The sequence below is a fragment of the Lacticaseibacillus mingshuiensis genome, from assembly GCF_016861785.1.
GTDB lineage: Bacteria > Bacillota > Bacilli > Lactobacillales > Lactobacillaceae > Lacticaseibacillus > Lacticaseibacillus mingshuiensis.
The window spans coordinates 1-19,362 of the sequence record NZ_BOLS01000005.1; the positions used below are offsets into that span (position 1 = coordinate 1).

The 19,362-nt window shown below is 48.9% G+C and carries 23 protein-coding genes and 1 tRNA gene; 10 read left to right on the forward strand and 14 right to left on the reverse strand.

Annotated features, from left to right (window positions below; translation table 11 throughout):
• Positions 1 to 321: 321 nt before the first annotated feature.
• Positions 322 to 867: a helix-turn-helix domain-containing protein gene (locus JUE67_RS04055; RefSeq protein WP_125572179.1), complete on the forward strand. Its 546-nt coding sequence runs from the start codon at positions 322 to 324 to the stop codon at positions 865 to 867.
• A 171-nt stretch (positions 868 to 1,038) separates the two neighbouring features.
• On the opposite strand, the gene JUE67_RS04060 is transcribed toward JUE67_RS04055, so the two are convergent.
• Positions 1,039 to 1,917, reverse strand: a complete 879-nt coding sequence (locus JUE67_RS04060; protein ID WP_125572180.1) for an AraC family transcriptional regulator — start codon at positions 1,915 to 1,917, stop codon at positions 1,039 to 1,041.
• A gap of 136 nt (positions 1,918 to 2,053) precedes the next feature.
• Between JUE67_RS04060 and JUE67_RS12890 the strand changes: the two genes are divergently transcribed.
• Both JUE67_RS12890 and JUE67_RS04070 read left to right on the forward strand, forming a co-directional pair.
• On the forward strand, positions 2,054 to 2,188 hold the full coding sequence (locus JUE67_RS12890) for an HAD hydrolase family protein (RefSeq protein ID WP_225419261.1): 135 nt from the start codon (positions 2,054 to 2,056) through the stop codon (positions 2,186 to 2,188).
• A gap of 299 nt (positions 2,189 to 2,487) precedes the next feature.
• Positions 2,488 to 3,717, forward strand: a complete 1,230-nt coding sequence (locus tag JUE67_RS04070; RefSeq protein WP_125572182.1) for an IS110 family RNA-guided transposase — start codon at positions 2,488 to 2,490, stop codon at positions 3,715 to 3,717.
• 196 nt (positions 3,718 to 3,913) lie between these two features.
• On the opposite strand, the gene JUE67_RS04075 is transcribed toward JUE67_RS04070, so the two are convergent.
• Entirely contained in the window at positions 3,914 to 4,237 is a 324-nt protein-coding gene (locus JUE67_RS04075; protein ID WP_125572183.1) for an ArsR/SmtB family transcription factor, read from the reverse strand.
• 296 nt (positions 4,238 to 4,533) lie between these two features.
• Between JUE67_RS04075 and JUE67_RS04080 the strand changes: the two genes are divergently transcribed.
• Together JUE67_RS04080 and JUE67_RS04085 are read left to right on the forward strand one after the other, a co-directional pair.
• Complete coding sequence (locus JUE67_RS04080; RefSeq protein ID WP_125604775.1) at positions 4,534 to 5,688, forward strand: cation:proton antiporter; 1,155 nt, start codon at positions 4,534 to 4,536, stop codon at positions 5,686 to 5,688.
• Between the two features lie 775 nt (positions 5,689 to 6,463).
• Entirely contained in the window at positions 6,464 to 7,021 is a 558-nt protein-coding gene (locus JUE67_RS04085; RefSeq protein WP_203626811.1) for a helix-turn-helix transcriptional regulator, read from the forward strand.
• 57 nt (positions 7,022 to 7,078) lie between these two features.
• On the opposite strand, the gene nagB is transcribed toward JUE67_RS04085, so the two are convergent.
• The 3 genes from nagB to JUE67_RS04100 all read right to left on the reverse strand — a co-directional run bounded on the left by nagB (position 7,079) and on the right by JUE67_RS04100 (position 9,751).
• The gene (nagB, locus tag JUE67_RS04090) at positions 7,079 to 7,786 is read right to left on the reverse strand and encodes a glucosamine-6-phosphate deaminase (RefSeq protein ID WP_203626819.1); all 708 of its coding nucleotides are present in this window, start codon (positions 7,784 to 7,786) and stop codon (positions 7,079 to 7,081) included.
• 235 nt (positions 7,787 to 8,021) lie between these two features.
• Entirely contained in the window at positions 8,022 to 8,966 is a 945-nt protein-coding gene (locus tag JUE67_RS04095) for an alpha/beta hydrolase (RefSeq protein WP_203626810.1), read from the reverse strand.
• Positions 8,966 to 9,751, reverse strand: a complete 786-nt coding sequence (locus tag JUE67_RS04100) for a tyrosine-protein phosphatase (RefSeq protein WP_203626809.1) — start codon at positions 9,749 to 9,751, stop codon at positions 8,966 to 8,968. Before JUE67_RS04100 ends, JUE67_RS04095 begins: the two co-directional genes overlap by 1 nt.
• A 405-nt stretch (positions 9,752 to 10,156) precedes the next feature.
• Here JUE67_RS04100 and JUE67_RS04105 point away from each other — a divergent pair, with 405 nt between their 5' ends.
• The 5 genes from JUE67_RS04105 to JUE67_RS04125 all read left to right on the forward strand — a co-directional run bounded on the left by JUE67_RS04105 (position 10,157) and on the right by JUE67_RS04125 (position 12,410).
• Positions 10,157 to 11,089, forward strand: coding sequence for a ribose-phosphate diphosphokinase (locus tag JUE67_RS04105; protein WP_203626808.1), 933 nt, complete (start codon positions 10,157 to 10,159; stop codon positions 11,087 to 11,089).
• A 125-nt stretch (positions 11,090 to 11,214) separates the two neighbouring features.
• Positions 11,215 to 11,287 (forward strand) — tRNA-Lys (locus JUE67_RS04110).
• A 242-nt stretch (positions 11,288 to 11,529) separates the two neighbouring features.
• Positions 11,530 to 11,898: a large-conductance mechanosensitive channel protein MscL gene (gene mscL, locus JUE67_RS04115; RefSeq protein ID WP_125580450.1), complete on the forward strand. Its 369-nt coding sequence runs from the start codon at positions 11,530 to 11,532 to the stop codon at positions 11,896 to 11,898.
• Between the two features lie 108 nt (positions 11,899 to 12,006).
• Positions 12,007 to 12,255 (forward strand): GlsB/YeaQ/YmgE family stress response membrane protein, encoded by a 249-nt coding sequence (locus JUE67_RS04120; RefSeq protein ID WP_125580448.1) that lies wholly within the window; start codon positions 12,007 to 12,009, stop codon positions 12,253 to 12,255.
• A gap of 14 nt (positions 12,256 to 12,269) precedes the next feature.
• Complete coding sequence (locus JUE67_RS04125) at positions 12,270 to 12,410, forward strand: hypothetical protein (RefSeq protein ID WP_125580446.1); 141 nt, start codon at positions 12,270 to 12,272, stop codon at positions 12,408 to 12,410.
• A 496-nt stretch (positions 12,411 to 12,906) separates the two neighbouring features.
• Here the strand turns inward: JUE67_RS04125 and JUE67_RS04130 are convergent, their stop codons facing one another.
• From JUE67_RS04130 to JUE67_RS04170, 9 genes are all read right to left on the reverse strand, one after another.
• Entirely contained in the window at positions 12,907 to 13,200 is a 294-nt protein-coding gene (locus JUE67_RS04130) for a head-tail connector protein (protein WP_054662777.1), read from the reverse strand.
• A 58-nt stretch (positions 13,201 to 13,258) separates the two neighbouring features.
• Positions 13,259 to 14,800, reverse strand: a complete 1,542-nt coding sequence (locus tag JUE67_RS04135) for a phage major capsid protein (protein WP_203626807.1) — start codon at positions 14,798 to 14,800, stop codon at positions 13,259 to 13,261.
• Positions 14,790 to 15,968 (reverse strand): phage portal protein, encoded by a 1,179-nt coding sequence (locus tag JUE67_RS04140; protein ID WP_203626806.1) that lies wholly within the window; start codon positions 15,966 to 15,968, stop codon positions 14,790 to 14,792. The genes JUE67_RS04135 and JUE67_RS04140 overlap by 11 nt, the downstream gene beginning before the upstream one ends.
• A 4-nt stretch (positions 15,969 to 15,972) precedes the next feature.
• On the reverse strand, positions 15,973 to 16,152 hold the full coding sequence (locus tag JUE67_RS04145) for a hypothetical protein (RefSeq protein ID WP_125580438.1): 180 nt from the start codon (positions 16,150 to 16,152) through the stop codon (positions 15,973 to 15,975).
• Positions 16,118 to 17,821, reverse strand: coding sequence for a terminase large subunit (locus JUE67_RS04150; protein WP_203626805.1), 1,704 nt, complete (start codon positions 17,819 to 17,821; stop codon positions 16,118 to 16,120). Before JUE67_RS04150 ends, JUE67_RS04145 begins: the two co-directional genes overlap by 35 nt.
• On the reverse strand, positions 17,818 to 18,288 hold the full coding sequence (locus JUE67_RS04155; protein ID WP_054662768.1) for a phage terminase small subunit P27 family: 471 nt from the start codon (positions 18,286 to 18,288) through the stop codon (positions 17,818 to 17,820). Before JUE67_RS04155 ends, JUE67_RS04150 begins: the two co-directional genes overlap by 4 nt.
• 101 nt (positions 18,289 to 18,389) lie before the next feature.
• Positions 18,390 to 18,827 carry a DUF8602 domain-containing protein gene (locus JUE67_RS04160; RefSeq protein WP_203626804.1) on the reverse strand — a complete coding sequence of 146 codons (438 nt, stop codon included), beginning with the start codon at positions 18,825 to 18,827 and terminating at the stop codon, positions 18,390 to 18,392.
• Positions 18,824 to 19,021, reverse strand: a complete 198-nt coding sequence (locus JUE67_RS04165; protein WP_203626803.1) for a hypothetical protein — start codon at positions 19,019 to 19,021, stop codon at positions 18,824 to 18,826. The genes JUE67_RS04160 and JUE67_RS04165 overlap by 4 nt, the downstream gene beginning before the upstream one ends.
• Positions 19,022 to 19,025: 4 nt before the next feature.
• Entirely contained in the window at positions 19,026 to 19,361 is a 336-nt protein-coding gene (locus JUE67_RS04170; RefSeq protein ID WP_203626802.1) for a phage head closure protein, read from the reverse strand.
• Between the last annotated feature and the right edge of the window lies 1 nt (position 19,362).

A 19,362-nucleotide genomic window follows, 5' to 3' on the forward strand; every position in this document is an offset into this window, starting at 1 on the left:
CCGTGCCACAGGCGCTTTATGCCTACCGTCGGATTTCTTGTTACTTGTATTTGCCCCCCTATTAGACACTGGGGGCTACAGCGGCCGGCTAACGCCGACCGCCGCCGCTCGCGCTAGCGGCTTTCGCGCTGCACGCCGCGCACGGCGGCGAGGGTTCCTCCTTTCATCACTAATCGTATTGACAAGCTATACGTTAACGCAATGATATCAAGACTTTCAACAGATTTCCTTAGCTTTTTCATAGCTACATAACTTTCAAATATAGTTGTGCAACTTGGTATAGGTATTGCTGTTTGGTAATCTGATAACGAGGTGATTAATATGACAAAAGTGCACTATTTTGGCCCAAATCTAAAACGGCTCCGTATTCAAAGCGGGTTATCCCAAGCAGAACTTGGAGCTGCTTTGGATACTCCGGTTAACGGACAAGCTATTTCTAACTGGGAACGTGAGAATAACCACCCAACCTACGAGAACTTGATCGGCATTGCTAAATTTTTCAATGTTATGCCTTCAGAACTTTTGAGAACAGAAAAAGAGACCGCAGTTGGAGAAACTACGGCCATTCTTGATCGAATTGACGAATATATGCCAAAGGTGACGGAAATACGTCGGGTTATGCATATGATGAAGGATTTCTCACCGCGACAATTAGATGGATTATCGGAACAGCTTGATCAAATCATGCAATACTTTCGCCCGTACACACCTGTTGATGAAGACGGTGAACCGGAAACGGATCAGAATGGTCGAAAAATCACGAAACAATCCAAGTATCGAGATATACCTATTAAGGAAATTCATCAAGTTTACCAGGAGCTTAAGGCCATACAATCATACCGGGATGATCAGCAGAAACGGGATTGACTGATAACAATAAGGGACTAGATACAATTCGATTTTTCCAAGCAAAGTAACAACTGGATTATCACCGCCGGCATCTAAAAAAGCCTGGCATACATGCCCACTGCAATCCACGGGTATGTATGCCAGGCCTTTATGCTTTCCAGAAACCCAACAGAATTCTATTGCCAATTTCTATTTTTTGTTTGAGATACTCTCTCGATATTCCAACGGAGTACAACCAAAAAGTCTTTTGAAAGTTGCGCAATAATAGCTGACCGACTGGAATCCAGAATTAGAACTAATTTCCTTTACTGACATATCTGTCTTTGCAAGTAACTTTAGACTGATGTCGAGGCGGTATCGTGTGAGATATTCGGTTGGGGTCTGTGCCAAATAATTACGAAAAATATTAAAACATCGAGTTCGAGAAACTTTGCCAGCATCGGCAATATTATCGATCTGAACTGTCTCAAAATAATGGCGATGTATATAGTCAACCATTTTCCAAATTTCCTGATTATTTACAGTATGTTCAGTATTTCGCGTTGAGTGACCCATAAATTTGATGCACCTACTCATGGCTTTCATACATTCTACCTGAACATCTATCATATTCGGCTTGGGGGTACTCATTAACCCATGAATTATCCGCGCAGCGGAAGCAAGCTCTTGTGCTGCCTCGCTTTTACAATCAAACAACAGGTAATCTTCTGATGACCGTCCAAATGAATTATCTATCTGCTTTTGAATAGAGCTACAGCTACTATCGAAAAGGCTTGGTTCGACAATCATGTCAATGAACGTGCACTCATCTTTGGTGTCGGAAAATCCGTAGTGCATTCTCTTACTGTTAACAAGGAGAATACTTTTTGGTAAGAGTGTAACAATTTGACCATTTATAAAAAAATCCATAGTTCCATCAAGAATAGAAACAATTTCGACCCCACTATGCCAGTGACACGCGCCCCAATATCCAAACTGGGAAAGTTTATTGATTCGCACATAGAGTGGAAAGTCGTTGATGTTATACTGCATTTCTTCAGAAAAATCTGAGAATACCTTTATTTCCATTTTGTCGCCTCTGTACGATTTTTATATTCATCCGCGCAATATTAACATTCTACCGCTAATTTCGCGCCTTATAATGGAACTATACTGATACTAGGAGTGAAGTTCAATGAGATCCGTAAAACTTATCGCTACAGATATGGACGAAACTTTATTAACATCAGACAAACACGTTCCAGAAGAATTTTATAAACTTGTAAGTCAGTTAGATCATGTCGGCGTTGTCACAGCGATTGCCAGTGGACGGCCACTGTACGGCCACTGTACACACTGAAAGCTCAATTTCCAGATTTGCCTTTGGCTTTCATTGCAGACAACGGTGGCGTTGTTGAATTTCACGGAGAATTGATTCATCAAGCAAGGTTAAAAACAGAAGATTATCAGAAGATGATCAGCTTTACACTTCAACAAACAGCTGGAATTCCAATTCTGTGCGGCCTGAACTCAGCGTATATTCCAAAGATTTTTGAAGCCTCACTTAATCACCTCGAGTATTTTTATTCCCTCGGTTTAAAATCGAAGTGCAACACCTGATAAAGCAGACCAATTTGCAAAGAAAGGAGGTCCAGTCTTATGAACTTGAATGTTGGTATTGATGTTTCAAAAGCTAAGCTTGATTTTTGTGGTATGGATAGTGATCAGAAGGTCATCTTTCAGGACTCTGTCTTGAATCGACCAGCTGGCACAAATGCCATCAAGCAATGCATCTTAGATGCCAATGAGAAGCACGACTATGAACGTACTATCATTGGCCTTGAAGCAACTTCTGTTTACAACGTTCTGCCTTCTCGTGCCTTAGAAGAGGACGATGAGCTTCAGGCTCTCGGTCTTGAAGTCGTTACCTTGAATCCCAAGATGACGCATCGCTTCAGCCAAGTGTACGATCAGGATAAAACGGATAAGGTTGATGCCCGTAACATCGCCGACTTTCTTCGAGTAGGCCGTTATCAAGTGCCAGTGCCTCGCGATGAGCGTCACATCGCGCTTCAACGGCTAACCCGTGAAAGGTTTCATCTGACCAAGGAAATGACTTGGTGTAAGAACCACTTCCTCAATAACTTGTACTTTAAGATGAACACGATCGACGCAGAGCTACCGACTTCAGTCTTTGGCGCCACCATGATGACCGTTTTGACCGATGAGCGGTACTCATTGGACGAGCTTGCGGAGATACCGCTAGAACAGCTCACCGATGATCTCAACAAACTTGGTCGTGGCCGCTTCGGCGATCCCGAAGCAGTCGCCCAGGCGCTCAAGCGTTCAGCACGTGACTCATACCGACTCGATAAGCAAGTGATGGATTCTGTGAATCTTGTCTTGGGCATGTATGCCAACGAGATCCGCATGTTTGCCAAACAGCTTAAAGAGCTGGATAAGAGCATCACCGCCTTATGCGACGCCACACCTGAAGCGAAGTGCCTCCGCAGTATTCCTGGCATTGGACCAGTATACGCGGCGGGTATTGTCGCCGAGGTGGCACAACCAGAGCGTTTCAAGAATGAAGCAAGTTTAGCCAAATACGCCGGCCTAGTCTGGCAAAGAAGTCAGTCAGGCAACACGGAGCGTCAAGCGACGCCACGTGTTCACAGCGGAGATCAGTACCTGCGTTATTACTTAGTTGAAGCTGCCAACAAAGTAAGAACGTACGATCCCACATTTGCCCGCTACTACGACAAGAAATATCGGGAGGTTCCAAAGTATCAACATCGTCGCGCCTGTCTATTGACCGCTCGCAAGCTTGTACGCTTAGTTCTCACTTTGATGAAGAACCATGAATTGTACCAACCTGCGAAAATGGTCTAGCGTGACTGGCGAAGTTTAACGGACGCTTCCCCGCAACCGAAAAATAAGAAAGTTGTGGGCTGGGGGAAGTGTACGCTCAACTTTCAAAAATAGATCTTAGAATCTTGCCTCAACTCCTTGACTCTTTACCACAAGACTATTTTTTAACGTTTAGACATTTAAACGTATAGGCCTTAAAAATGGTCGTCCAAAACGACTATTTTTTGCCTGCGACATCTGCCTCAAGCGCGGTGACCAGTTGTTTGAGTAGTCCGAGTGCGTCTGCCATGTTGGTGCGGTAGTAGCGCTCTGTTCCGACTTGGTTGACCGCTAATATTCCAGCATCACGCATCAACTTGAGATGATGCGAGACTGCTGGGCGTGACAGCGATAATCGATCTGTGATTTCACTGACGGTAAGTTGATCGGTTTGGCAAAGCATCAGCAAAATCCGCTGTCGGTTCTCATCGAGTAAGATAGATAATACCGGAGCGCTTTTTTGAAAAATCGCCAGCGTTTCCTCTGAATTATGTTTAGTCATCGATATCTCCCGTATAATAGTTCTAACGTTTAACATCTTAAACACTAAAACTTATTCTGTAGTCTTTGTCAAGTACAATTTAGAGGACATAAACATAGAGAATCAGCTTTTTTTCAAGAACCGTAACCCAGGCTCGATGTGTGCTTCGCTTGAAAATGACGGCACGGTTTGCTAAAATTTAAAAGATGTTATTAAAACTTAAATAGATCAATCGGTTGACGTAAGCTCAAGGTTTTCTCTTTCAGGGGTGTGAAAGAGGTACTTGGCTTACGTTTTTTGTATGAGGAGGTTTTGGTTTGGAATTTTTAGGCGCACTTGTCATCATTTTGATTGCTACCAGTTTAATCGGCCACTTGGCAGCGCGGATTGGTATTCCGGCAGTGATCGGTCAGTTGCTCGTTGGTATCGTGCTTGGCCCAGCATTGTTGAATTGGGTGCATCCCAATGAGTTTATCCATATTTTTTCAGAAATCGGGGTCATTATCTTGATGTTCATTGCCGGATTAGAGAGTGACCTTACGTTGTTGAAAAAATACTTACGTCCTAGTGTGATTGTTGCATTGTTGGGCGTCTTGGTCCCGATGGCGCTGATTTATCCAGTCGGGCTTTGGTTCGGACTGACCCAGTTTGAAAGCCTATTTTTAAGTGTCATCTTTGCCGCCACATCTGTTTCAATTTCGGTGGCCGTGATGAAGGAGTTGAACTTACTTGATAGCAAAAGTGGTTCGACGGTTCTTGGCGCGGCGGTGGTCGATGATGTGTTGGCGGTCGTTTTACTCAGCATTATGGTCAGTGTAATGGGTACGACGACGGGTTCGACCACGCAAATCCCACTGGCCCTGACTTTTTTGGAGCAGTTGATCTACTTTGTCGCGATTTATTTCGTCGTGCGCTTCATCGCCCCGATTCTCGCCAAGCTCGGGACCAAATTACTGATTCCAGTCGGACCGACGTTGATGGCTATGATCTTATGTTTTGGCATGGCGTATATCGCGGATCTGATCGGGCTGAGTGCAGTTATCGGGGCCTTCTTTGCCGGGATTGCGATTGCCCAGACGCATGTCGCTCATGAAGTCGATCAAAGTATTGAACCGATCGGCTACGCGATTTTCATTCCCGTGTTCTTCGTTTCGATTGGGCTGAACATGTCGTTAGCCGGAATCGAACACGACTTATTATTGATCGTCGTCTTGACCGTTGTCGCTACGCTGACTAAGCTTTTGGGTGCAGGTAGCGGCGCCAAATTTTCCGGGTTTGCTTTAGATGAATCATACTTAGTCGGTGCAGGTATGGTTTCACGCGGAGAAATGGCCTTGATTATTGCGCAGATCGGCTATCAAGCCAAGCTGATCAGCGGGGATTACTATTCAGCAATCATCACCGCAGTCATCTTAACAACGTTATTGGCACCGTTTCTGCTCAAACATGCTGCGCGTCGCATTAACGCCTAGATACAAAGATACGGTCAATCCTTAAATCACGGATTAGCGGTATTTGTTTGCCTACCCTTGCGGATCAGTCACGCGGTATTGTAGCCACAGCGTATCTTCGTCTAATACCGTGGCGGTTTGTAACCTGAAACCGATTTGACGCGTATGCTAATCGTGATTGCGCCAGAACTAAGCCATCGCAACGATCAGAGGCAACGTCGCATTGATCCGCTCCAATCCATTATGAGATCGCCAGCTGGGATTGGTGAGGAATTTACTGATTTCTATGTTCAATGACACGGCGGCCACCACAATACGTTGGCTCAGCACGGCTCATCCAGCAACTCGGCGATCATAAATTTCGCGCTTTCATTTGAGCGTATTCTTAGGAAAGACCTTAGTTTGGACCTATAATGCAAGGAAGAAGTGTTTGTAGCACTTAATCTCAACAAAAAGAGCCTACTGAAAATCAGTAGACTCTATACTTGAGATGGCACATTAGTGGCACATTCCAATAGCGTTTTAAATAATGTTGGGACAACAATACGCTCTAAAAAGCGTGTTATACTGCGATTATTAGATTTAAGCATTCGAGAATATTATTTCCCGGGACATATCGGGTCCGTTCTGAGAAAATAGGCATGACGATCGAGCAAAACGGTCGAATCGGGATAACTTTTCGCCGGATTTTTTCCCCGCCGCACCTGATTTTCCCAGGTGTGGCGGGGATGGAACAGGTTTGTTGCTTGCCGGTGTGGGTGCTGATGGGCATGCTGAGGACATGGAGGTGAGCAAGATGATCAACGAGGTACTGCAAGTCGCGCGCAAGAATGCGGGGATGACGCAAGAGGCCGTTGCCGGCAAATTATATGTGACGCGCCAGACGATCTCGCGCTGGGAACAAGGAAAGACGCTCCCGAATATCTATGCGCTGAAGGACTTGGCCGCCCTTTATCAGGTGTCGCTCGATGATCTGATTGCCGCCACCAAAACTGAAGCAAAGGCGGAAGGCACTATGTCAAAAATCAATTGGGCGTCCTTATTTGGTCTCTTCTGGTTCAATCTAATTGTGACCCTCAGCGTTGTGTTACTGGTCGCGGGACTACTGGTCGGCGCATGGGCGAGTGTGATCGCGTTTATCCTCTCCCCTGTGCTTGCGGCAGGACAGCTGGTCGCAAGTCACTGGTTTGTCATCGATTCGGGTATCTTGCCATTGTGGGGGCAGATCGGTGGCGCATTGTTGCTTTGCGCGGGCGGCCTGCTGCTCTGGCCGCGGCTGTTACAGCTCACCCGGTATCTGTGGCGGCGGTTCAAGCAGTATCTGCGGTACAACGTGCGGGCGGTTTATCATTAAAAAAACGACCCCGGCTTGCCGATTCGGCAGGTTAGGGTCGTTTTGTTGTCTATCAGATTACTTGCTCAGCTTGGAAGCGGCTGCTTCGTCGATGATGATGATCGCATCATCATGGTTCTGCAACACGGAAGCTGGGACGTGGCTCGTGACGGGGCCTTCAACGGTGGCCTTGATGGCATCCGCTTTGTCTTCGCCGTATGCCAGCAAGATGATCTTCTTGCCCTGCATGATCGAGCCAATGCCCATCGAGATCGCGTAACGCGGTACGTCTTCTTCGCGTTCGAAGAAGCGCTTGTTGGCTTCGATGGTGCTTTCGGTCAGTTGAACCTTGTGGGTCCGTCCTTCAAGATCGGAACCCGGTTCGTTGAAGCCGATGTGGCCATTACGACCGATGCCCAAGATCTGCACGTCGATCGGGTTAGCCGCGATGATCTTTTCGTAGTCTTCCGCAGCCTGCTCGATATCCTCAGCCATCCCATCAGGCACATAGGAATGCGCAAATGGCTTCTTATTGAACAGATTGTCTTTCATGAACTGGTGATAGCTCTGTGGGTTGTCGAATGGCATGCCGACATACTCGTCCAGATTGATCGAGGTCATGTTTGAGAAGTCCAGATCGCTTGCGATCATGGCTTGGTAAAGCGTGATCGGGGTGCTCCCAGTCGCGAGGCCCAAGACCTTCGCGCCATTGGTGATGTCTTCCTTGATAATGTCAAACGCGAGCTGGCCGCCTGCAACTTTGTCCTTAACGATTTTTACGTCCATCATGAACCCTCCTTGTTTGGTCTAGTCCAATGTACAACGATGCAGTTGCTTTGTCAACTTTCTGATCCGCTTTTTTGGGGCGTGGCACGCAGCCGATGGATACCCGCAAACACATTGATAGATGGGCATTTGCGGCGGCGTGCGCTGGTCCGTGCTGGCAGCTGAAAAGGTCTGTACCATTTCACGGACAACGACGATGTTAGCCTGTCTTGTAAGCACTTGGGTCAAAACCAATTTAGGCGTTCGCCACCGGAGAAAAATATGGCGCGATGAATTTTTCAATATGAGCACGGTAGGCGGCCGGGTCGATCCAGTAACTTTCGGCGTGTTGCGCATGCGGGACCAACCACAACGCTTTGGGTCCCTGGCTGGCCCGGTAGTTGACCGGCCCCATCCAGGTCGGCACATACACATCTTCGGCGCCGTGAATGACGAGCAATGGCCGCGTATTTTTCCGTAAGGCGGCGGCGACATCGACCTGTTCAATGCGAAAGCCCAACCGACGATAATTGATGAAGCTGGCAAGTGGCACTAATGGTTCGCGCGGCAAGCGAAAAAGCCGGCGCATCAGGTAGGTCAGCTCGCCATCAAGACTGGAATAGCCGCAATCCTCAACGATTGCCCGAACTTGATGCGGCAGGGTGCTTTCCCCGGCCACCAGGCAGACTGTGGCGCCGCCCATGCTGGTGCCAAACAGTAGGAGCTCGCAATCAGGGCCAAGCGCCTCGACCATGCGGTGCAGCCAATCGAGATAATCGCGGCGATCCAGCCACCCGAAGCTGATGTAATCGCCATCGGACACGCCATGGCCGCGATCGTCAGGCATCAGCACGGAAAAGCCCATGTCGTAAAAAAGATGGGCGTAATTGCTCATGGTGATGCCGGTGCCCTTATACCCGTGGCCGATGATAACAGCGCGCTTGCTGCCGGGATGTTCGAGCCACAGCGCAGAGACCCGGTGGCCATCAAAGGTGTCGAGGTGCCAGACGACTGGGCGCTGGTTTTGCACCCAATCCACTTCGCTGTAATAGCGGTCCGCATACTGTGCCATTTCGCCGGTCGCAGCGGGAATATAATTGATACGCTTGAAGGCGTAGCGGTAGATCATTTCCGCGAGGCCCATGGTGCCGGCGGTCATGATCATCGGTAGGGTGAGTCCGATCAAGGTCCGTTTTTTCATTAGAGATCCTCCAGATAAAGTCGATCTAGGTCAGCCAGGTCTTGGCGGGAAAGCCCCACCGCCTTTTCCACATACTCGCGCCAACTTCCGAAACGGCGCTGGACCAAATCATGCACCGCTTGGTAATTGGTGGTCTCTGCCTGGTAGCGATTCATTTCGTTGACAAGGGCGGAGCCGCCGTGGCGCAGTTCGTCGTTCGTCACCGCGTTTTGACGGGCCAGCACCAAGTTCGTCAGTAGGTAGTCCTCGCGCAGAATCGGTTCAGGCACGCCCAATGCGCCTTCGATCATCAGCGCCGCCATGCCGGTGCGGTCTTTTCCGGCCATGCAATGAAAAAGCACGGCCTGATCTGGCTGCGTATTTGCCAGCAGGGCGGCAAAGACGGCGCGGAATGCGGCAATTGCGTGACTATCGGTAAGCATTTTCAAATAGGTCTCGAGCATCAGATCATATGGGGCCACAAATTTGGCCTTGACCCGGCGTGCGAGCTTCGCCCAGGGGCTTGGTTGATCCGTGAATGGGTAAACGGCCGCTTGCTGAAATGCGATCTGGCGAGGGAGGCGGTCCGGCATTGCCGTGGTCTCACTATCAGAGCGCAGATCGATCACTTTGACCACGCCATAATCGACTAGCAGCTGGCCATCCGCTGGGGTCAGATCAAATAAGGTGCCGGAGCGAAGCACCTTGCGCCATCTGATCTGTTGGCCATTTTCGGTGGGATAGCCCCCTAGCTCCCGCAAATTGACGGCATGTGGCACTGCCAGTAAGCGTTCAGATGCGATCATGATGCCCATCTCCTTTTCCTTCTATTATATAACAGTGACGCCGGAAGCGGTCGATCTGGCTTTGACCGGGATGGGGCGCCGTTTTATAGTCGGGCTCCGGTCCGCATGGCGGAAGCATCTAACTGGCTCGTGTGCTCGAGGCGAAGTGCGCCTCAATCACACGAGCCAAATTAGCTGTTCCACCATCCCGCGGACCTTCACACCCTGCAGTTGGGTTCCGCGCGGCAGGGCTAAGGCATCTAGTCGACCCGGTCACGTATGGCCAAGAACGCCATACGCGCCCAGGCCGTCCTAGCCGCTCAGCCCTAAGCGCCGTGCTGCACACCCTTCAGTCGTGGCGTAATAGGAAGAAATCGCGTATAATGAAGCGTGTCGCATCATATGTCAAATGAAGAGGGAGTCACTATGGCTGGACTGAAATTATTCACCTTGAACGGGAACCTGCCACTGGCAAAAAAGGTCGCAGAAGAGGTTGGCTTACCGCTGTCGCCGGCTTCGGTCAAACACTTCGCAGATGGTGAGATTCAGATCGACCTGGATGATAGTGTCCGCGGGGCGGATGTCTTTGTGATCCAGCCGGTCTCTGCCCCGGTCAACGAGAACTTGATGGAGCTGCTCATCATGATCGATGCGCTGCGCCGCGCAAGTGCCCACCGCATCAATGTCGTGGTGCCGTATTATGGCTACGCGCGTGCCGATCGCAAAGCGCGCTCGCGTGAGCCGATCACCGCGAAGCTGATCGCCAACTTGCTGGAAATGGATGGCATCGACCGCTTTGTGGCTGTTGATCTGCATGCCGATCAGCTGCAAGGCTTTTTCGACATTCCCGTCGACCACTTGAAGGCGAAAAATCTGTTTGCGGATTATTTTGCCAGCAAGCATTTTGGCGACAATGTCGTTGTCGTCGCGCCAGATCATTCCGGAACCAAGCGCGCGCGGAGTCTTGCGGAGTTGTTGCACGCGCCGATCGCGATCATCGACAAGCGTGAGGAAGATACGATCGGCGTGATCGGGGATGTCAAAGGCAAGCACGCGATCATCATCGACGACATCATCGATACCGGCAATAGCGTCGTTGAAGCCTATGGTGCTCTGAAAGCGGCCGGCGTTCTGGATATCTATGCGGCCGCCACGCACCCCGTCTTTTCAAAAGGCGCGGCAGCCCGGCTGGCCACACTTGACCTGCAGGAGATCGTGGTCACGGATACTATTGAGGTCGCCCCTGAAAATCATCTGCCAAATCTGGTCACCTTGTCCGTTGGTAAGATGCTGGGGCAGGCGATTCACCTGATTTCCACCAATCAGTCCATCCACTCGCTGTTTGAACGCAAGGACTGAGCAAGGCAAAAATTGCGATCCTACGTTTTGACGCTAGATAAGCCGCAATTTTTTGGCAAAAAGTGCTTGCACCGCCTAGGGCTGCATGATAATATAGTTAAGTCGTTAAGGCGGCAAGCACAAATGGGTGGTTAGCTCAGCTGGCAGAGCAACGGACTCTTAATCCGTGGGTCCAGGGTTCGATCCCCTGACCACCCAGAATAGCGTTATCAACCAGTAGCAAACGTTGTCAAAACAGCGTCGTTACTGGTTTTTATTTTTTCTTGAGTGTCACTGGTTGTTATAGATTATCAATAAAAGAAAACCACGAGAAAACCACGAGATTCATTCTGCTAGGCAGGCGGTGGCCACTTCAATATGAGGTGGCTATTTTTTGCTTTCAGAAAATCGGGCTGTCTGCTATAATATGGTGCGTTTCACACTTTATGGAGGCGAACAAAATGATTAAAGAGTTTCGTGACTTTATTATGCGTGGTAATGTTCTGGATCTGGCTGTTGGTGTCATTATTGGCGGCGCGTTCACCGCTGTTGTTACTTCCCTTACCAAAAACTTAATCAACCCAATTATTTCTATGTTTGTAGGTAAGGCCGACTTAAGTAAGCTATATTTCACAATTTTGAACGCAAAATTTACGTATGGTAGCTTTCTCAACGACGTCATTAACTTCTTGATTACTGCTTTTGTTGTCTTTCTTATCGTCAAGGCGGTAAACAAAATTATGCCACCAAAGAAGTCCGATTTGCCTGTTGTGTCAAAAGAGGAACTTTTGCTCACTCAAATTCGCGACTTGTTACGTGAACAGCATTAGTCCGGGCGGCTGGTCTGATGCGGCTGAGGTTTTTTTCTTTTGTTTTTTTCATTGAACCTGTACACTTATAATTAGTAACATAGTCTATCTTTTATAGGAGGGATTTATATGCACTTCATTTGGTCACTAATTGTTGGCGCAATAATCGGCGCTATTGCAGGTGCGATTACAAGCAAGGGCAAGTCTATGGGCTGGATTGCAAATATTGTTGCTGGCCTTGTCGGTTCCTCTTTAGGGGAAGCACTCCTTGGGCACTGGGGTCCTCAGTTGGCCGGAATGGCCATAATTCCATCGATAGTCGGAGCAGTTATTATTGTCGCTGTTGTATCTTTCTTTGTTGGCAGATCTAAAGACTGACGGGAGGTCGGACTATGGACGCATTAAAATCGGTTTTTAAGTTCATGGTAGCAAGCACTTTTCTTGTTGGTGGTGTCTTGGTAGCTGGTACAATTTGGGCAGCTAAGGGGATCGACAAGGCTGGAGATAAATTGCAAGATTCGATTCACGATTGATAGGTGTTCTGGCCGTCCATCATGGACGGCTATTTTTGTGCCAGTAACTGGTTCTGATATTCGTTGTCTAGTGCAGCCACGACCGTACCTCAAGGAACAGTCGTTGAAATTGTGTCAGAACGCGTCTGTCAGCGCCGTATTCAAAGTGGATTTGAGCCACTTAGGACTTTTCCAGAACTCCATTGTTCCAGGTCAATTAGATTGACCTTAAATCCTGATGGCTCTTGCCCATAACGGATTATCAGCACACAAAAAAAACGGGCATTTCTGCCCGCTAGATGAAAACGGCAAGTCACGTAGTCAGCTTCCAAAGCAGAACGATCTGCCGGTGAAGTTGTCTATTTTTGTGGCTACGGAGTACAAACGCTTCGCGATGATGAGCCACGGTCTGTAAAATGCGCCACCGGTTAGCTATGCCGTGCGTCGGTTAAAACGGATCTACCCGCTTATCGCCTAGGACTGTCTTAATTATATCATAATCTATTGGTTATTGATACTATACGTCTGCTGCGAACAAGCCACGTAGCTGCTGGATCATGCTGACCACTGAATACGGTGGTTCTTGACTCGCCGTGCTGACCTCACCCCGGTTTTGATACCAGAATTCGGTCATCATCGCCACGGCGACGTCGAACTGTGAATATTCTTCCAGCTTGGCAATGTCTGCGGTGCTGTCTACCGCATTGTGGACGTAGTCTTGAGCGGCTGTAATGTAGTTTTGAATGAGTGTGTCATCAGTATCAGTCTGCACACGCAGGCTATTTTTAATGTTATCAGTAGTGACAGTCATGTGCTCATCTCCTATATAAAAATAGGGCGTACCCCAAGGTACACCCCAGACTGTTTCATTAAGCTGCTGGCTTGGTTACCGGTGTGATGTCAACAATTCGAGCAGCGTCTGGATCAACCACTTCATAGTCGTTGCGAATGACCACGGCCAGCCCTTGGCTGTAGCTGTCGAACCGTTCCCACTGGGTGTTGACCTCGTTCTTCTGGGCTAAGAAAATTGCTTGAGAAAAGTCTCCGATGATGATCCGATAGGTGCCCGCCTTATCAGTCGGCAATACTTTGTTAGCAATCACGATCACCGGTGCACCGAACAGCTGCTTGCCAGATGGTGCCGTGATAGAGGGTTGAAGCAGGTAGCGACCTTCGCTGTCCTTGAGGGTGTCAAGGTAGTTGTAGGCGTCCTGATTAACGATCACAGACAGGGACAGCGCCGGGTCCAGTTCGATGTTGAACGTCTGCTTGATGTCGTCTAAGCCGGTACCGGTGATGTGCTTGAAGTTATCGTTGGTGCCCGTCTTGCCAGTCAGAACGCTGATAATGTTGCTATTGTCCGTGTTTTGTACCAGCTTCTTGAGTTGATTCTTAACCTCGGCAACAATATCAACTTCACTGTCTTCTACCAGTTCATTAGACAGATAGATCTTGCCAGCACGGGTCGCGACTTTGTAATCGACACCGCGGAACAGGGTTGCACCGATCTCTGGCACGTCGGCGAGTTCTTCCTTGGTGGCCAGTACGCCGTTGTTGGTGAGGGCAATCGGGTAGGTGCCGACTGGGGTACCAACTTGCTTTACCGTCACGTATTTAGCCAAGTCATAGTCGGATTCCTTGAGGTTCCAGACGTCTTCGATGACTTCTTTAGGAACGACTGTACCAGCAGTGGTTGTCGTTAATCCGTCACGTTGTTCGCCCATGCTACGGATGTAATCTTCATACGCGCGGGACTCGGTGTGTTCTTCATTATCAATAATGGTTTTTTCAGTCATGGTTTTATCTCCTTTTTCTGGTTGTTCAGTATTAGTTTTCAGCCACTCGGTGTAGCTGCGTTTGTCCACTTGGACGTTGGTATCGTCATACGCTGGAATAGCTACCAGTGAGACGTCAAACAGGCTCTTGACTTGCTTGATGGTACGGATCACTTGGCCACTGTCGTCCTTAGTGAACGTGTCACCATCGGGTGCTGCGTTGAAAGTGAAGCTCATGGCTGACAGGTTTCCAGCTTGGACGTTCGTGTACGCATCGTTGGCGGTGGTGGTGTCGGGGAGAGTAGCTTCAAAGTGAAGTCCCTTGTCGTCTACGTCAAGTTGTAGGGTGCCGGCTTTAGTGCTGGCGAGGACCTTGCTAAAATCGTGATCAGATACCAGATAGACGTCTGACAGATCCACGCCATCGAAGGCACTAGGATCGACGACTTCCTTAAAGCCACCTAGATCCTTGCTTGGACTATTGAAGACTACGGCATAGCCGGTGAGCTTCTTGGGTGTATCATTTGGTGCGGTGCTTGGATCCTTTTGGTCTTGGCTGTCGTCTGCTGTGGTAGGATCAGCGGCAGTTAGATCAGCGTCAGGATTCAGGCGCTTTTCTACGTCATCATTGTTCATTTGACGCACTTCCTTTCTGTTTATCTTGATAAGTGACAAGGTTGCTTAGCGGCGTATAGTTCAGGCTGGCCATGATCTCATCACCACCTGGAATTGGGGGTAAGTTTAACTTAGCACGTGCTTCATTGGTGGTCAGCAGTCCGCCTTGCAGCCCCTTAATGGCTAGTTCTTGCATCGTCGTGGGGTCAGCACTGAACAGCTTGTCTGTGTTGAAACTGAATCGATTATCGCCAGTTGAAAGCTTAGCGTCCATCTCACTTGTGAAGCAGGTAAAATACTGAATCAACGTGTTTTGCAGATAGACTAGGTTTGATTGCACGGCGTTAGAGTGCTCGCTCTCAATACCTAATCGATCTAGTGGTAAGCCGAACGCTTTGGCAATCTGTTTCGTTGTCCAATCGCTAGAATTGACTAGATTCAGCACGTCAGTATTAACTTCGAGTTGCTTGTAGTCCATATCATTGTCGAGAATGATGGTCTTGAGGGCATTGTCACCGCTGTTAGCAGCCTCAAACTTCGATCGGATATTCTCCTTGGCCTTGGCATCGAGCTGTGACTTGTTCACCTTGAGTATGCCAGTCCCTTGGACACCGGTATCGAAGAAGCCTTTGAGCAGCTTGTGCCCCGCATGTTGCACCCGAACTTCATCATGCAAGCTGTAAAGAGGCGATAGGCCCTTGTATCCGTCTTGTGTGAAGCACTTGAAGTGCAATACCTCGCTGGCGCTTAAACGCTGTGAGCGGCCATTCTGGGGCGTATACGTGTAGCTGATAATGCCGGTCGTATCGTCTTGCTTGACCACCATTTGGCTGTTTGGAACAAACTCGAAGCCGGTGACTTGTCCGCTTGGGTTCTTAGTAACGCGTGCGAAGCTATTGCCATTCAGTAGCATGTTGGCCACTAGGGCAAACTTGAACGACCATGCTGTCATGTGATCGTTAGGGGCCTTGTTGAGTAACCCGCTGATACGCTTGTCATTGTATTCAATCGGGTTAGTCGCGAGGTCGCTGGCAATCACGCGCACCGCCGTAAATACGTCCGAGTTCCGCAAAGCATGGACGCCCACATAAACGCCGCTGTCGTTGCTCGTCATGCTGACAAGGGCATCTAGGAACGGTTCGCTGTTGTCATCGCGAGGTTGTGTTGTGTCATTCGTGAAAAAGCTCATTGTTTCACCTCCCTTTGTTGAAGTTGATGATGACTGCGATGGAGATCAGGGCTGCGCCGATTGCTACCATGCCAACGCCACACCCGAACAGCCACCAGATACCAGTGACGATACAGATCAGTCCTAGCAGTAATAGCACGGTCTGTGCGTTAAAAGCTGAAGTCATCGCCCGAATAAAAGTCATTGTCCGCTACCTCGCTTTCTTTGTTTTGGTCCATGGCAATGGTGTAAGCATTCATCAAAGCCGCTATGGGATCGATCCGTGTCGCATTGTGCGCCTTGTCGATGATCGGGTTGTTGTTGGCGTCATACTTTAGAATGGCGTTGTTCACCGCATAGGCTAGTAGTTGGTTGCCGGCATGCTTGAGTAGGCCGTTAAAGAGATCATCACGGAACCGCACAGTCGGTATTGACAGTGTGCGCTGGCCTTGGCGTACCTCAACCATTGGTAAGTCTCGTTTCTCAAATTCTGGCAGTAGGTAGCCGAACGACCACGGATCGTAACAGATGGCGCGCACACTCCAGTGGTTCCGCTCGATCATGTCGAGAATGAAGCGTAGCACCTCGTCATAGTCGATCATGCCGCTGTCGAGTTTGGTAATGCTACACTCGCCGCGACTGGCGCCACTGATGTAATCGAACCCGTCACGTTTGATTTTCTCTTCCAGTCCGTACTTCGTCCCCACGAATGAATGGCTGTCAGCATACAGGTAGCCATCTTCTGGAACTAGCCATGAGATGCTGGTCAGGTCGCTAGACTTGGAAAGGTCCAGCCCGATATACACGTCTTTTCCTTTGGTGTCTGGCGGCTCGATAGTAGCTTTCTCCCAGTCGTCCAGACTGATGTAGCTGTCTGCTCTAGCTGATTGCCACATGTTGAAATTCTTGACGAGGATCGGTCGCAATGTTCCTTGCTTGGCTGACAGGTCCACGTCTGCTTGCAGGCTAGGCCGCATTGTCCTTGCTCTTTCAGCATTAGCCAGTAGTGGATTGGACTTCTCCCAAGTCTCTGGTGAAAAGGCTTCGTCTTTGCTATCCTGCTCAAAAATGGCAATAAAATACCGATCAGCTTGTTCGCGACCGGTTAAGATTTTGGAAACGAATTTGTATTCCTTATACATAGGGCCATTCAGGTCTGGCCCCGTGGTCGAGATGACGGCTAGTAAACTGTTATCACTGTTGATCTGGCCAGATTTGAGTGTTCGTAGAATCTCATCGGTACGAGCTAAGGCGAATTCATCAATAATAGCCAAGTCACTTTGATAGCCATCTAGGCTGTGCAGATCAGACGCAAGCGGCACGGCTCGGCTGTTGCTCGGCAAGTCGATGATCTCGTTGCGGTTGATCTTCAAACGTTCTCTCACAGAGGTAGAAACTTTCCAAACTTGACGTAAGCCGCTAGACAACATATCGAATGCTAAGTGTGCTTGGGCGTTGCTGTTGGCCGTATAAACGATTTCTCGGTTCATGGCGGGCTTGTTCTCCATGAGGAGATACAACGCACCTAGATCAGCCATCAGGAAGCTCTTACCATTCTTGCGTGCCATGCTAATGTAGGCTCGATCATACCGGCGGTTGCCAGTTTCCTTATCACGCCAGCCGAACAGCTCTGAAATCAACCACTTCTGAAACAGCTCTAACTTGAGTGGTGACCCATCACGTGCCGGCATCAGTTCGATGAATTCAATGGCTTTGTTGGCAAAGTCCTCATCGAAGTAATACGGCCATGGGTTCTTCTTGCGCTTGCTGGCTTTTAGGTCTCGCCGATAACGTCTTGCAGCTTGCTTGATTTTCTTTCCGGCCACAATGTCGCCGCTTATTACCTTGTCGGTATATTCAGTCGCATAGTTCATTGGGCTATCAACTCCGCGAACGGGTCGTCAGGCTTCTTCTTAGTCTCGCTCTTCACTGCTAACTTAGCCCGGCTGTAGACGGATAGACCCAGCAAGTCATCGATGCGGATCATCTGGTTCGTGGCATCTAGCTTCATCTTCACGGCCGGATTGGCTTTCACGCTATCAGTGGTTTCAACCGTCATGCCTTGCTCTTTTACAAGCTCGGCAGCTTTCTGAATGTCAGAATAGGCTTGGCAGTGACTGGCAATCAGGGCAGCGTCCAGTTCGCTCACTGGAATGTCTTTCTTGAGTAACGGCACAATACGTTGCCACTCGGTCACGGCATAGTCATCAAGCCATGCAGGGGGCTGCTCAACTAATTCTTGATAGGTAAATAATGATTCTTCCATGTCGCGCCGATCGGCGAGCTTCTTCTTGCTCATCGTGCCACGCATTTGGGTAATGGATTTAAGCGGTGCGCCCATTGCTATCGCGTCCTTTCTTTATAATTTGGATCAGACTTATCTAATCTAATTATAACACGAATTTTCTAGTTTACATAATTAATTACGGTAATCACTGATTTTCAATGGTTAATCTGGGATGCTTGGTCCCCGTGATTACATGACCTAGCCCCCATAACTAGATGGGGATAGTGTGCGGCGTCTTCGACTTTCGTCTTCACGCCATGGCAAGTGTTGCACAAGCTTTGTAGGTTGCTCTCGTCGAAGCGTCGGCTCCAGTCTACACGTATCGGTACAATATGATCTACGACGTCAGCTTGCACGTATAAGCCGTTGGCCTTGCATCGTTCACACAGCGGATGTGCTAGGCGATAGGAATACGACAGCTTGCGCCATGACTTGGACTTGTAGAATTGGAAGTAGCGACCACCGATCTCTTTGCGGTGTGCATAGCGTTCGTTGTCGGACGCTCGCGGTTCTGGCTGGTGCTTGTCACAGTACCGTTGATTGAACGGCACCATGGTGTTGCACCCAGCGTGGTTACATAGCTTCATGATCATGCCAATACGCCTGCTTGTTGCTGGTCGACATAGTAGACGCTGACTACTAGCTTGTGGTGTTCCATTTCTAGAAGTTTATTTGCTGGCTCCTGATATACCTGAATGCTTTTGACCTCTACCGAATGAATCGCAAAGAATGCTGTCAGCATGCGGTTGACCTCTTTCTCTGTTCCTGCTGCTTCAAGTTCTTTCATAGTTCTAAGCTCCTTTGGTTGTCTTCTTGAGCGTCACAATATCAAACGCGTTCGGATCATCGTCATAGGCAATAGACTTAATTGTGTACAGTGTGCTGTTCAGCTTTATCATCATGCTGTCGTCTAGCGCGTCAGTGTGACGTACCACGATGGCGATGGTGTCCTCTAAGTCTGTGCCAGTGATCTGGTAGGTCTGTGTCACAGTGCGGTTATATGAGCCATAGAACAGGGTTCCAGTCGGCTCAAATGTAGAGATGTTAATACCTGCACCAGTCCTGCGACTAACTGTCTTACCAATTTCAGCCACCTTATTCAGGCGGGCAATTGAGTAGTTCTTCATG